Raw genomic sequence first — 13,986 nt, 5'->3', positions numbered from 1 at the left:
GGTCGTCCTTCCTCACTTGCGCCGGGTGGCCGAGTTCTTGATGTAGAGGTTGACCAGGACGGCGATCAGCAGCATCACGCCCAGGAAGGTCTTGAACCAGTTCGGGTCCCAACCGGCGTAGACGATGCCCTGGGTGGTCATGCCGAAGATGAACGCGCCGATGGCCGAACCGAGCGCGGAGCCGAAGCCGCCGGTGAGCAGGGCGCCGCCGACGACGGCGGCCACGATGTAGATGAGCTCGTTACCCACGCCGAGACCGGCCTGCACGGTGGAGAAGTTCAGCAACAGGTGCTGGCCGAGGAACCAGGCGCAGAACGCGACGCCCATGAACAGGCCGATCTTGACGCGGGTGACCGGGACACCGACGGCCCGCGCGGAGTCCTGGTTACCGCCGACGGCGAAGATCCAGTTCCCGGTGCGGGTGCGCAGCAGCAACCACGACGCGATGGCCACGAACACCCCCCACCACAGCACCGAGGCCTTGAGGGTCATGAAGCCCAGCGGGATGTCGCCGGCGAACAGCGCACGGGCGGAGTCGAAACCGTCCAGCTCGTCGATGTTGGTGGTGGCGACGGTCCCGGTGATCAGCTTGGTGACACCGAGGTTGACGCCCTGGAGCACGAAGAAGGTCGACAGCGTGATGAGGAAGCTCGGCAGCCTGGTGCGGACGAGCAGCCACCCGTTGGCGAAGCCGATGGCGAGCGCGAACAGCAGGCTGATCAGGACGCCGGCCCACACGTTGAGCGAGAGCTGGTAGCTGATCATCGCCGAGGTGAGCGCGGCCGAGGTGACCGCGACACCGGAGGACAGGTCGAACTCGCCGCCGATCATGAGCAGCGCGACGCCCAGGGCGACGATGCCGATGGTGGAGGCGGAGTAGAGGACCGTGGACAGAGCCTCCACGGTCCGGAACGGCGGGGCGACGACGCAGAAGAAGACGAAGATGACCAGCGCGGCCAGGGCGGCGCCGATCTCGGGTCGGGACAGGATCCGGGCACCCAGCGAGCGCTGCACGCGAACCGGCTCGTCCGGCTTCTGGGTGGCGGTGGTCGAGGTCGCGACGGTCGGGCTCATCGCATGCACTCCTGAGCAGGGGACGGGCCTCCCCGTCGCCGCGACCCGGGGCCGCGGCGACGGGAGAGGGGTCAGCGGGTGTTCTTCTCCGCGAACGGGGCGATCTGGGCGATGTTGGAGCTGTCGACGAACGACGGCCCGGTCAGGACCGGCTTGCCGCCGCCGAGGTCGTTGCCGTTGGTGATGTTCAGCCAGAGGGTCTGGACGGCCATGTAGCCCTGCACGTAGGGCTGCTGGTCGATCGAGAACTCGATCTGGCCGTCCTGGACGGCCTTGGCGATCTCGGCGTTCAGGTCGAAGGTGATCACCTTGGCCTGGCTGCCCGAGGAGGTCTTGGCCTGCAGCGTCGCCTGGGCGACCGGGGCGCTGAGGGTCACCACGTGGGTGATCGAGGGGTCCTGCTGCAGCTTGGCGCCGATGGTCTGCTGGACCGACGGCAGGTCGGTGCCGTTGACCTGCAGGTTCTCCGTGTCGGGGTCGGCCGACTTCACACCGGCGCAGCGTGCCTCGAGCGCGACCGAGCCCTGCTCGTGCACGACGCAGAGGGTCTTGCCCCCGCCGTCGGCGGCGATGCGCTGCCCGGCGGTCTGACCGGCCAGGTTCTCGTCGGAGCCGAAGTACATCTTGACGTCGTAGTCGGTGTAGACGTCGATGCCCGAGTTGAACGCGACGGTGGGGATGCCCGCCTGCGCGGCCTTCTGCACGGCCGGGCCGACCTGGTCGGCCTGGGACAGGGTCACGGCCACGCCGTCGACCTGGGAGTCGATCGCGCTCTGGACCAGGGTGGCCTGCCGGCCGCCGTCGGGGTCGTTGGAGTAGCGCAGCTCCACGTTCAGGTCCTGGGCCGCCTGCTCGGCACCGGCGCGGACCTTGTCCCAGAAGGAGTCACCCGGGGACTCGTGGGTGACCATCGCGACCACGTAGCGCTGACTGGTGGCATCGGAGTTCTCTGCCTGTGCCCCGCCCTGGCTGCTGCACGCAGCGAGGGCCAGGACGCTCACCGCGGCGATCGCGGTGGCGAAGATCGTACGACTACTCCTCATCGAGCATCAGTTCTCTCTGTGTCTCACGGCGACCGTGCCGCGAACCGGTGGCGGTCGGGCCCTCCCCACCTCCACTGAACGAAAGTGATGTGAGCCACGCACAGGTGTACGCTGCCGACATCGCTGGGTCAATGCTTTGTTAGTACAAATCTTCGCCGCACGGGGTCTCGAGGAGCCCTGCGGCCGCCGGCGGCGCCCGGCCGATGCCTCCCCCGCTGTCGCCACCCCGGGCGGACGTCCGGGTCGGATTCCCGCCAGTACCGCCGCTCGTGCCTCCTTACGGTCGCTCGGGTGCAGACAGACACCGACGCTCAGCCGCCCCCGCTCCTCAGCGGGCCCGTCATCCTGTTCATGTCGATCGCCGCCGCCCTCGGGACCTCGACGATGTATCCGCTGCAGCCCGCGATCGCGGACGTGGCGGGATCGCTCGGCGTGCACATCACCGGCGTCGGGATCGCACTCGCGTGCGGCCCCGTCGGATACCTGGTCGGTCTCGTCGTCCTCGTGCCGCTGGTCGACAGGTTCGCTCCGTCGCGGATCCTCGCCGCACAGTTCGGGGTCCTCGGGGGTGCGCTCGCTCTCGGCGCGACGGTGGGTGGCGCCGCCGCGCTGGGCCCGGTCGTCGCGGTGGTCGGGATGTGCTCGGCCGTCGGAGCGGGCCTCAGCTCGGTCGCCGGCAGGCTGGCCGCTCCACGGCGGCGGGCGACGGTCCTGGGGATGGTGACCGCGGGGATCCCGGCCGGGATCCTCGTCGGCCGGATCGTGGGTGGGTGGCTCGCCGACCAGCTCGGCTGGCGCGGGATGCTGCTCGTCTTCGCCGCCGCCTGCGGTCTCGCCGCCGCCTGCTGCCTGACGGCCCTTCCGTCGGCCACCGCCGGGAGCAGCGGGCGCGGTTATCTGCCCACGTTGCGGTCGGTGCCCGGCCTGGTCGTCCGCCACCCGGCCCTGCGGAGCGCGGCACTGCGCGGAGCACTGTGGTTCTTCGCGTTCTGCGCGGTGTGGGCCGGCATCGCGGTGGCGCTCTCCGAGGCCCCGTACTCCTACTCGGCCGAGCAGATCGGCCTCTACGCACTGGCCGGTCTCGCCGGGATCCCGGCGACCCGGATCGCGGGCACGTGGACCGACCGTGTCGGCGCCCGCCGGGTGATCCTCGTCGGGCTCGCTGCGGCCGCGGCCGCAGCCGTCGCGGTGGGGTTCGGGCTCGCGAGCACGGTGGTGACGCTCGTGTGCCTGGCGCTGTTCGACGCGGGCCTGTTCGCTGCCCAGGTGGCCAACCAGAGCACCGTGCTGGCGATCGACGCGGCCGCACCGGCCCGGTTCAACAGCGCCTACATGGTCGTCTACTTCGTCGGCGGGAGCCTCGGGACCGCCTTCGGTGCCGCGGCCATCTCCTGGATCGGCTGGACGGGCCTCGCGCTGGTGGCTGCGGCGGCCGTCGCGTCGGCGGCGGCCGCCACCGGTCTCTCGCAGCCGACGGATCCGCCTGCTCCACAGCCGGCCCCGCCCGGATCCGGCGCGCGCGGACCCGGCCGAGCACGACCGTGACCCCCGATCATCCGCCCAGCGGCAGGACGGCGCGCAGGTGCCCGCGCCCGGCCCCGGGCACCACGACGAGGCTGCCACCGTGCCGCTCGGCGATCTCCCTGGCGATCGCCAGCCCCAGCCCGGACCCGCCGGCGTCGCGGCTGCGGGCCTCGTCGAGCCGGGTGAAGCGGTCGAACACGGTCTCCCGGTCCGCGTCGGGCACCCCGGCGCCGTCGTCGAGGACGTCGAGCGTCGCGGCCTCGCCGTTCCCGCTGAGCCGCACCTCGACCTCCCGGGTGGCGTGCCGGACGGCGTTGTCGACCAGGTTGGCCGTCAGGCGGCGCAGCTGCGGCGCCGAGCCGGGCACCACCGGACCGGGCTCCACCCGCAACCGGACCTCGACCCCCGCCCGGCCGCGGGGCCGGGCCGCCTCCTCCGCGACGACCTGACCGAGCTCGACCGGGCCGCGCTCCGGCGGCTCCCCCGCGTCGAGCCGGGCGAGCAGCAGCAGGTCGTCGGCCAGTCGCGAGACGTGCTCGACGTCGGCCAGTGCCGCCCGGGTCGGTGCGATCTCCAGCCGGGCCCGCAGCACGGCCAGCGGGCTGCGGAGCTCGTGCGCCGCGTCGGCGACGAAGCGGCGGTGCCGGTCGACGGCGTGCTCCAGGCGGTCCAGCGTGGCGTTCGTCGTCGACGCCAGTGCCGCGATCTCGTCGCCGCCCGCCGGGACCGGGACCCGGCGGTGCAGGTCGGTCGTGGTGATGGCGGCCAGCTCCCGGCGGATCGCGGCGACCGGGGCGAGCGTGCGCCCGACCGTCAGCCAGGTCAGGCCGCCGACCAGCACCAGCAGCGCCGGGATGCCCGGCAGCAGGATCGACCACAGGGTGTCCAGGGCGACCTGCACCGGTTGCAGCGAGGCCCGCGCCTCGACCACGACCGGGCCGGAGGGCAACGTGACCGGCTCGGACCGCGACACGTACCCGGCAGCGGGCTCCCCCGGTGACTGCGCGGGATCGGTGACGACCCGCACCCCCGGCACGGCGGCACCGGCCGGGGACCGCTGGATCTCCACGGCCGTGGCCCGGGCCCAGCGGGCGGCCTCGTCCTGGACGGTCGCGGTCAGGCTCGCCGACAGGACGCCGACCAGGACGGCGGCCGCGGCACCCAGCGCGACGGCGACGACCGTCGTCGCCAGCAGGGTGGTGCGCACCCGCACCGACCAGCCGCGCACCTCAGGCGTCCAGCCGGTAGCCGGCACCGCGCACCGTGACCAGCGACGATCGCCCGAACGGGGCGTCGATCTTGCGGCGGAGCGCGCTGACGTAGACCTCGACGATGTTCGGGTCGCCGGTGTAGGCGAAGTCCCACGCCCGCTCGATCAACTCCTGCTTCGACACGATCTCCCCCGGCCGCCGGGCCAGGCCGTGCAGGACGGCGAACTCCTTCGGCGTGAGCGGGATCGCCACGTCCCCGCGCCGGCACCGGCGCCCGGCGGGCTCCAGCGTCAGATCACCGACGACGAGCGCCACCGGGCGGGCCGGGGCACCCCTGCGGACCAGGGCGCGCAGCCGGGCCAGCAGGACCACGTAGGAGAAGGGCTTGGCCAGGTAGTCGTCCGCGCCGGTGTCGAGCGCCTCGGCCTCGTCGTGCACGCCGTCCTTGGCCGTGAGCATGAGCACCGGCGTCCAGTTCTCCGCCGCGCGCAGCCGGGCGCACACCGTGTAGCCGTTGAGCCGGGGCAGCATCACGTCCAGCACGATGACGTCGTAGGCGTGCTCCCCGGCCAGCCAGAGGCCGTCCCGGCCGTCGTGGGCGACATCGACGGCGAAGCCCTCACCGGCGAGGCCGCGGTGCAGCAGTTCGGTCAGTCGTCTGTCGTCGTCGACCAGCAGCGCCCGCATCGGCACAGCCTGGCAGGCGCGGCTGTGGTGAACCTGAAGACGCGTTCGGCGATCTTCAGGGTGGGCTCAGGCCGGCCGGACAGGCTCGGTGCACACCACCGGTCCGGTGGTCGTCCACGACACGAGAGCGAGACATCATGCGCAGCAGGATCCGGTCCACACTCGGCGCCGTCGCCGTGACCACGGCGATCACCGGGCTCGCCGTGCTCGGCACGGCCGCCGCGGCGCACGCCGACCCCGCCGGGCCGCAGCCGGTCGACGCCACCGTGTGCGCCGACGGGGTGGCGCTGACCCGCGGCGACCTCGAGGCCGTTCCGGCCGGGCCGGCCCGCCCGGCGGAGCCCGTCCGCCCCGGCGAGCCGTTCCGCCCGGCCGGTCCCGCCGTTCCCGGGGAGCCGGTGCACGCGGCACCCGGCGGGCCCGTGACGAGCGAACCGATCCGGGTCTGCGCACCGGCCGGCGAGCTGCGGCCGACGTCCCCCTGACCCACCGGCCTCCCGCCCGGGTGGCCCCCGCGGGGGTGGGGCCACCCGGGCGGGCACCCTCCGGCGTCAGAGATCGATCCGCAGCAGCGGGCAGCCCGCCTCGGCCCGGGACACGCAGATCATCAGGCAGTCCTGGGCCCCCTGTTCGGAGCCGGTGAGCACGGAGTCCCGGTGCTCGGCCCGGCCGCCCAGCATCGGGACCTCACAGGATCCGCAGGTGCCCTCCCGGCAGGACCAGTCGGCCAGGATCCCGGACTCCTCCGCCACCGTGAGGATGCTGCGGTCCGGCGGCACCGTGACCGTGACACCGCTGGCCACGAACTCGACCTCGAACGCCCCGTCCGGGCCGGTGGCGGCGGGAACGACCGGGCTGAACCGTTCGACCCGCAGGCTCCCGGGCGGCCAGCCGGGCATCCGGGCGTCGACGGCGTCGAGCAGCGCCGCCGGTCCGCAGGCGTACACCAGCGTCCCCGGCACCGGCACGTCGAGCAGCGGGCCCAGGTCCAGCAGTCCGGACTCGTCCTGCGGGGCGATCCGCACCCGGTCGCCGTGCCCGGCCAGCTCGTCGACGAAGGCCATCGACGACCGGCTGCGGCCGCCGTAGAGCAGCGTCCAGTCCGCACCGGTGCGCACGGCGTGGGCGATCATCGGCAGGATCGGGGTGATCCCGATGCCGCCGGCGACGAACACGTAGCGCGGGGCCGGCTCCAGCGCGAAGTGGTTGCGCGGCTCGCCGACCTCGACGATGTCGCCCCCGTGCAGCTTGTCGAAGACGTGCTCGGACCCGCCGCGCCCGCCCGGCTCGCGCAGGATCCCGAGCCGCCACCGGCCGGGATCATCGGGGTCCGAGCACAGCGAGTACTGGCGGACGAGGCCCTGGTCCGGGTCGAGCGTGACGTCGACGTGGGCACCCGGCCGCCACGGCGGCAGCTCGCCGCCGTCGGCCCGTTCCAGCCGCAGTGACACGACGCCGTCGGCCTCGTCCCGGCGCTCGGTGATCATCAGTTCCACGGGGTGCCTCCGTTCGGTGGGTCCGGTCGGGTCGCCGCACGGGCGGTGCTCACGACGTCGGCGCGATCCGGGCGACGACGGTCTTGAGGGTCAGGTAGCTGTCCAGGGCGACCAGGCCCCGTTCGCGCCCGGTCCCGCTCAGGCCGGTGCCGCCGAACGGGACGGCCGTGCCGCCGCCGAAGTACTCGTTGATCATCACGTAGCCGGCGTCGACCCGGTGGGCGATCCGCAGCGCCCGGTCGACGTCGCGGGTGTGGATGCCGGTGCCGAGCCCGTAGTCGGTCGCGTCGGCGAGCGCGACGGCGCCGTCCTCGTCGTCGAACGGGAGCACCGCGAGCACCGGGCCGAAGATCTCCTCCCTGGCGATCCGCATGTCCGGGGTGACGTCGGTGAACGTCGTCGGGGCACAGAAGTACCCGTCCGGCGGCAGCGGGCCGGGTGTCCCCACCACGACGGCGCCCTCCGCGACGCCGGTGTCGACGTAGTCCTGGACGCGCCCGCGGTGCGCGGCCGACACCAGCGGGCCCAGGTCCGGGTCGTCGATCCCCGGGCCGATGCTCAGCGCCGCGGCCCGCGCGACGATCCGTTCCACCAGCTCCGCCTGGACCGGCCGGGCCACCAGCAGCCGGGAGCCGGCGTCGCAGTACTGGCCGGTGTTGGCGGTGAACCCGGTGACCACCTGGGCCGCCACGTCGTCGAGGTCCGCGTCGGCGAACACGATCTGCGGGGACTTGCCCCCGAGCTCGGTGACCACCGGGGTGATGTGCTCGGCCGCGGCCCGCAGCACCGCCCGCCCGGTCGCGACGGATCCGGTGAAGGTCAGCGAGCCGATGCCGGGGTGCGCGGCCAGCGCGTGCCCGGCCTCGGCGCCCAGCCCGGTCACGACGTTCACCGTCCCCGGCGGGTACCCGGCGGCCGTCACCAGCTCGGCGAACCGCAGCGCGGTGAGCGGGGTCTGCTCCGCAGGCTTGACGACGGCGGCGTTCCCGGTCGCCAGCGCCGGGGCGACGCTGCGGCACAGCATCGACAGCGGCGCGTTCCACGGGACGATGTGCCCGGTCACCCCGACCGGCTCGCGGACGGTGTAGGCCAGCGATCCGGGCCCGAGCGGGATCGTCTCGCCCTGCACCTTGTCCGCGGCGCCGGCGTAGTAGTCGAGGTAGGCGACGCACCCGGCGATCTCGGAGCGGCTCAGCGAGAGCGGCTTGCCGGTGTCCCGCGTCTCCAGCAGCGCCAGCTCCTCGCGGGCGCCGTCCACCTCCGCGGCGAGGGCCCGCAGTGCCCGGCCACGGTCGGCCGGAGCCGTGGACCGCAGCCGACGGGCCGCGACCGTCGCGGCGGCGACCGCCCGGCCGACGTCGGTCGCGTCCCCCCGGGCGACGTGCGCGACGGTCGAGCCGGTCGACGGGTCCTCGACGGCGAGGGTGCGGTCGTCGTGCCCGTCCGCCCACTCCCCCGCGATGTGGTGCCCGGCCCCCGCGGGCGCCAGGGCCGGTGCGTTCCCGGTGCTCGGCACGGCGCTCACGGCTCCGGGAACATCGGGGTCATGGTCTCGGCGTCACCGTCCGGGACCCGGTCGACGCCCACCATCCGGTCGATGACCATGTTCTGGAAGCGGTGCAGCGGCTCCTCGAACCGGAAGCACATCCGGCCGCCCCGGTAGGCGGGGTTGGCGACCCCGGCCTGCACCCGTTCGATGATCTCCAGGTCCTGCTGGTTGACCAGGTCCCAGAACCGTTCGAGCTGGTCGAGACCGGCCTCGGCGTCCGGGTCGTCGAGCGACTCCGGGTGGGCCAGCAGTACCGCCGTCTCGACCGTCCGGTCGGCCGCGACCGGCCTGTTGAGCAGGACGAACGCGTGGTTGGGCAGCACCACCAGCGCGGTGCTGGGGAACAGCCACACGAAGCGGCCGCTGTCGGCGTCCTGCGGGCCGAGCGAGCTCAGCGGGCGCAGCCCGTCCCAGCCGCCGGCGTCGGTGTTGCGCGACACCGGCGTGGTGCACATGCCGGTGTACATCCCGGGGCCCTGCCAGCGGTAGTGGTCGGAGATCTTGGAGACCAGGCTGAGCTCCGGGTGCACCCAGGGCAGGTGGTAGTACTCCATGAAGTTCTCGCCGACGAGCTTGTAGTTCGCCGCGACGTCGTAGGACCGGCGGCGCTGGGGCACCCAGTGCTCCAGGCCGTAGTCGGCGAACCGCTGCGGGAGGTCACCGAGCTGGGTGGCCAGCGGCGCCGGATCGGCGGCGAGGTTGACGAACAGCAGGAAGCCCCAGGTCTCGACGGCCACCGGCAGCAGGCCGTAGTCGGCCCGGTCGAAGCCGCGCGCCTCGGAGGTGTCGAAGATGGCCTCCTGTCCCTCCGGCACGTCCGAGCCCTCGAACAGCGGCGTACCCAGGCACGCTCCGTCGGTGTCGTAGGTCCAGTTGTGGTACGGGCACCGGATCCGGCCCCGCCGGCCGACCTCGCGGGTGTCCGGATCCAGCAGCGCGGTGGCCCGGTGCCGGCAGACGTTGTGGAAGCCGCGCAGCGCGCCGTGCCGGTTCCGGGTGACGATCACCGAACGCCCGGCGACGTCGACGACGACGCAGGCCCCCGGCCGGTCCACGTCACCGGCGAACCCGGCCGCCACCCAGCCGTTCGCGAAGATCCGCTCCTGTTCCAGCGCGAAGAACTCCGGGGAGGTGTAGGCGTCGGGGATCAGGGTGGAGGACAGCTCCACCGGGCGCCGGGTGGCGGCGTAGGTGGACTCCTCGGTGAACAGCGCCGGATCGACGGGACGGGCCGGCAGGGCGGTGTACGGGTCGGTCGCGGGAGCGACGGTGCTCTCGGCGGTCATCGCGGGTCTCCTCTCCGGGACGGTGCGGTGCGGTGCGGGGTGGCGCGGCTCAGGTGTGGAAGGTGCGGCCGAACGACGGGTCGGTCAGCGCGGGCCGGTCGAGGGCGAACCCGTCGACGGGATGGGCCGGTGCGCGGTCCAGGGCGAGGTCGGTGAGCAGCCCGCCGATCAGCGCGGCGAACTTGTAGGCGTGCCCCGCCCCGATCGCGACGACGATCTGCGGGTGCCCCGGCACCCGGTCCAGGACGAAGTTCTGGTCCGGCGGCACGGTGTAGAGGCAGGTCTTCGAGTACAGCTCGGGTCCGCCGAACCGGGGCAGGTGCCGGTCGACGAACGCGGCGTAGCGCTCCTGGCGCACCGGGTCGGGTTCGAAGGACCGGTCGTCCGCGGTGGTCTCGTCGCCACCCATGTGCTGCCCGATCTTGGTGGCGACCTCGCCGTAGACCGGGAACCCGTAGAAGTTGTGGCTGCCGTGCCACATGAACACCGGGAACCGCGACGGCGAGAACTCGGCGAGGTGCGGGGTCGCGTAGTAGGTGACCTGCTCGCGCAGCACGGTCAGCGGCAGCCGCAGCCCGGCCCCGGCCAGCACCTGGTTGGTCCAGGCGTCGGTGGCGACGACCGCGCGGTCGGCCAGCACGGTGCCCTCGTCGGTCACGACGGCGACGCCGTCGCCGTCGGGGCGCAGCTCCCGGACCGGCGTGCGGGCGCGGACCTCCGCGCCGTGCGCCCTGGCCAGCGCGACGTGCACGGCGTTCGCCCGCGCGGCGTCGACGATGCCCGACTCGGACTGGTACAGCGCCTGCTCGCTGCCCCCGGCCCGGAACTGCGGCCAGCGGGCGACCAGCTCGTCGGCGTCGAGCAGCTCGTACGCCACGCCGTACCGGTCGAACATCGCGGTGTAGCCCTCGATGTTGCGGCTGCCGGTGGCCGCACCCCGGCGCGCGGCACGGTCCTCGATCACGAGGCCGCCGGTGCGGGTGACGAGCGTCTGACCGGACTCGGACTCGACCTCGTCCCACGCCTTGTAGGCGGGTGCCGCCAGTGCGGCGTAGTCGTCCTGGTGCTGGGCGAGACGGATGATCCGGGAGTGGTCCTGGGAGGCCCCCCGGACGTGGCCGAGGTCGAACTGCTCGATGCCGAGCACCCCGGGGCCCAGCTCGACGGCGAGCCGGTGCAGCGCCGCCGAGCCGAGTCCGCCGAGTCCGACGACGACTGCGCGGTATCGGGACATGGCTTCCTCCTGCGGGATCGGTGGGGTCGGTGGTTCGGTGGGTGACCCGCTCCGTCGGCGCCTGACGGTCGTGGTATATGAAGTGTCGAGCACGGGGAAGCTACGCGTCCATCGCAGATTCGAACTCGCGATCTTGCAAAGCGCGTACACGGTCGGGCGGAGCGGGCGCCGGTCACCCACTGCCCCGACGCCCCCGGGCGACACGCTCACGCATCCGATCTCTCGCTCCGGGTGCACGCTTCGGTCGCACCGTGGTCGAGCCGTACGCCGTGGGATATGGTTCGCACGTGAAGTACTTTCCGCGTCGGGACACCGGTCGTGCCCCGTGCTGCACCGCCCCCTCGCGGGCCGTGTCCGGCACGGGCGGCGACCACCGGCCGGGCACCGTGCGCAGCGTCGGCGCGCCGCGCCCGCCCTGGTCCGGGCCGGGGACCGATCGGCTGCGCTCCTAGCCCGCCAGCAGCACGTCCGGCGCCGATGCACGGCGTCCGGGCGTCCACCCGAGTCGTCGTCCGGCAGGAATGGGAACGCAGCACATGCCGAAGAAGCAGATCGGCCCCGCTCCGTGTGAGCGGTTCTGGCTGCACGGCCCCGACGGCCGGTGCCCGCACTGCGACGCCGCACCGCCGGTGGACGCCACTCAGCCGGAGGACGCCCCGCGGCGGGAGATCGCCGGACCGCCACCGGTGACCGCGGTCGATCTCCCGGCGATCTCCGCGGACGAAGATCCGACCACTGTCGTCGCCGCGCCACTGCTCCCGCCCACGGTCGTCGCGCCGTTGTGGGGCACCGACGCCGAGCTGCCGACGTCGATGGTCCGGACCGTGCCCGCTGGGACCGACGTCGACCTCCCCGCGCTGCTGCGCACCGGCGACGGCCCCGGCCCGCGGCGCCGGCCGGACCGGTCCCGCTCGATCGGCGTCGCCGCCGGTGCCGTCTGTGCCGGGCTCGTCCTGTGGTCGGCGGTGGCGATCGCACCACCCGTGCCCTCGGCCGATCAGCAGGCGCCGGCCGGTTCGCCACCACCGGGCACGTCCACCACCACGGACGCCGCACCGCCGTCCGGATCCGGCGCGGAGGCCGCTCCACCCGCCGGCGACGGGCCCGCCCCGCCGTCCGGGGGCCGCGGCGGGCGGTCGTCGATCGAGCCGGTCGCCGCGACGTCGGCGCTGCCCGACCAACGGGCGAAGATCGCCGTCGACGTCGCGATGAAGCAGATCGGCCTGCCCTACGTGTGGGGCGGCGACGGCCCGGAGAACGGGCACCGGGGCTTCGACTGCTCCGGCCTGACCACGTTCGCCTACGAGAAGGCCGGGGTCACGCTCCCGCGCACGGCGCACACCCAGTACCGGCACGGGCCACGGGTGCCGGCCGGTTCCCCGCTGCAGCCGGGTGACCTGGTGTTCTACGGCACCGTGAAGAAGGTGCACCACGTCGGCATGTACATCGGGTCGGGCCGGATGGTGAACGCGCCGACGTTCGGCAAGCCGGTGCAGACCGCCTGGTACCGCTACCCCGGCGACGACTACCTCGGCGCCAGCAGGCCCGCCGCGACGGGCACCGGGTCGCTGCCGGCGCCCGACCCGGCCGTCCCCGAGCGCCCCGACCCCACGATCCCCGACCAGCCCGAGTTCCGGGCGCCAGCGGCGCCGCGCCCGGCCACGGTGCCGGACCCGCGGGCGCCGCAGCCACCCGAGTCGCGCTCCGCGGCCGACAGCGTCGCGGCCGCCCGGCCGGGCACGCCCCGGTCCTCCACCGCACCGGGGACCTCGGACCGCTCCGTGTCCCGGCCGTCCACCGCCCGGCCGTCCGCGGCCGGTCCGTCCGCGACCCGGCCGTCCGCGAGCAGGCCTTCTGCGGGGGCGCCGTCCGCCGGGGCGCCGTCCGCGACCCGGCCGTCCGAACCCCGGCCGTCCGAGCCCCGGGCGGTCCGGCCGCCCGCACCCCGGCCGGAGGGCGGGCCGGACGCGCCGCCCGCCACCGGCGACCGGACCGCACCGGCTCCGCGGAACCCCGGAGGATCCAGCCGCCCGGTTCCGCCGGGGACCGGCGCCGCCGGTCCGCCCGAGGCCCGGCCGGCGCCGCAGCCGTCCGCCGGTCCGCCCGCCACCCGTCCGGCACCCGCACCGTCCGGCCCGCGTACCGGCGGTGGCCGACCGGCCCCCGACGGACCACCCCGCGCGCATCCCCGGGCCGATCCGTCCACGTCCGCCCCGCCGGGGTCGACGCCGCCGAGTGCACCGGCGGAGGGCACGTCGCGGCCGGGACCTCCGCCGCCCCCCGGATCGGCTCCGCCCGCCCCGGCACCACCGGCGACCGGGGGCCCGCCACCGCCGCCCGGCCCGCAGCCGGCCGATCCGCAGTCGGCCGATCCGCAGTCGGCCGATCCGCAGTCGGCACCGAGCGACCGCGCCACGGAGACGACCGCTGCGCCGGCACCGCCGCCGACCGCCGGCACCGGACCGCCATCCGAACCCACCACGCCCCCGCCCACCACGCCCCCGCCCACGACGTCGGCGGCGCAGCCGCCGACCCCGGCCGCGCAGCACCAGTCCGCGCGGGTCCGGGTGATCGCCCTGGTCGTCGACGGCACGACCCGGCCGGCTCCGCAGGTCCCGGTCGCCGGCGACGGCCTGCCCACCGCGCCGGGCTCGACCCCGAGCGCCGCGGGCTGGACGGTCCGGCTCGACGCCCCGGTCCCCGCGGACCCGGCCACCGACCTGGTCCTGCGGCTCGACGACGGGAGCACCCGGACGTTCACCGTCGAGGCGACCCGGACCGTCCCGGCACCGGAGGCGGCGGGGACGTCCGCGGCGCTGGTCGTCGTGGTGCCGGTCGGCGACGGCCGGTGGCAGGTGACCACGGCACGTCCCTGACCGGGT

At 74.5% G+C, this 13,986-nt stretch carries 11 protein-coding genes; 3 read left to right on the top strand and 8 right to left on the bottom strand.

From position 1 onward, the window contains the following. Positions 1–12: 12 nt before the first annotated feature. Positions 13–1,074: an ABC transporter permease gene (locus AFB00_RS24550; RefSeq protein ID WP_068799151.1), complete on the bottom strand. Its 1,062-nt coding sequence runs from the start codon at positions 1,072–1,074 to the stop codon at positions 13–15. A gap of 71 nt (positions 1,075–1,145) precedes the next feature. After that, on the bottom strand, positions 1,146–2,117 hold the full coding sequence (locus AFB00_RS24545) for a substrate-binding domain-containing protein (RefSeq protein WP_068799150.1): 972 nt from the start codon (positions 2,115–2,117) through the stop codon (positions 1,146–1,148). A gap of 291 nt (positions 2,118–2,408) precedes the next feature. Here AFB00_RS24545 and AFB00_RS24540 point away from each other — a divergent pair, with 291 nt between their 5' ends. Beyond that, positions 2,409–3,662 (top strand): MFS transporter, encoded by a 1,254-nt coding sequence (locus AFB00_RS24540; RefSeq protein ID WP_068799149.1) that lies wholly within the window; start codon positions 2,409–2,411, stop codon positions 3,660–3,662. A 7-nt stretch (positions 3,663–3,669) separates the two neighbouring features. On the opposite strand, the gene AFB00_RS24535 is transcribed toward AFB00_RS24540, so the two are convergent. Then, positions 3,670–4,848 (bottom strand): sensor histidine kinase, encoded by a 1,179-nt coding sequence (locus AFB00_RS24535; protein ID WP_197519648.1) that lies wholly within the window; start codon positions 4,846–4,848, stop codon positions 3,670–3,672. Between the two features lie 22 nt (positions 4,849–4,870). Next, positions 4,871–5,539, bottom strand: a complete 669-nt coding sequence (locus tag AFB00_RS24530) for a response regulator transcription factor (protein WP_068800620.1) — start codon at positions 5,537–5,539, stop codon at positions 4,871–4,873. A 137-nt stretch (positions 5,540–5,676) separates the two neighbouring features. On the opposite strand from AFB00_RS24530, the gene AFB00_RS24525 reads away from it, so the two are divergent. Continuing rightward, positions 5,677–6,024: a hypothetical protein gene (locus tag AFB00_RS24525; protein ID WP_068799147.1), complete on the top strand. Its 348-nt coding sequence runs from the start codon at positions 5,677–5,679 to the stop codon at positions 6,022–6,024. A gap of 66 nt (positions 6,025–6,090) precedes the next feature. On the opposite strand, the gene AFB00_RS24520 is transcribed toward AFB00_RS24525, so the two are convergent. The 4 genes from AFB00_RS24520 to solA are packed head-to-tail and all read right to left on the bottom strand — an operon-like array spanning position 6,091 to position 11,104. Continuing rightward, complete coding sequence (locus AFB00_RS24520) at positions 6,091–7,026, bottom strand: PDR/VanB family oxidoreductase (RefSeq protein WP_068800619.1); 936 nt, start codon at positions 7,024–7,026, stop codon at positions 6,091–6,093. Positions 7,027–7,084: 58 nt separating this feature from the next. Next, positions 7,085–8,560, bottom strand: coding sequence for an aldehyde dehydrogenase family protein (locus AFB00_RS24515; RefSeq protein WP_231974053.1), 1,476 nt, complete (start codon positions 8,558–8,560; stop codon positions 7,085–7,087). Then, complete coding sequence (locus AFB00_RS24510) at positions 8,557–9,870, bottom strand: aromatic ring-hydroxylating oxygenase subunit alpha (protein WP_068799146.1); 1,314 nt, start codon at positions 9,868–9,870, stop codon at positions 8,557–8,559. Before AFB00_RS24510 ends, AFB00_RS24515 begins: the two co-directional genes overlap by 4 nt. Positions 9,871–9,919: 49 nt before the next feature. Next, positions 9,920–11,104: an N-methyl-L-tryptophan oxidase gene (solA, locus tag AFB00_RS24505; RefSeq protein ID WP_068799145.1), complete on the bottom strand. Its 1,185-nt coding sequence runs from the start codon at positions 11,102–11,104 to the stop codon at positions 9,920–9,922. Positions 11,105–11,640: 536 nt separating this feature from the next. On the opposite strand from solA, the gene AFB00_RS35845 reads away from it, so the two are divergent. Then, entirely contained in the window at positions 11,641–13,980 is a 2,340-nt protein-coding gene (locus tag AFB00_RS35845) for a C40 family peptidase (RefSeq protein WP_068799144.1), read from the top strand. Positions 13,981–13,986: the final 6 nt, after the last annotated feature.

Source organism: Pseudonocardia sp. HH130630-07 (genome assembly GCF_001698125.1).
GTDB lineage: Bacteria > Actinomycetota > Actinomycetes > Mycobacteriales > Pseudonocardiaceae > Pseudonocardia.
Note: the sequence above shows the minus strand (reverse complement) of the source record. Positions and strands in the feature narration are given on the sequence as shown.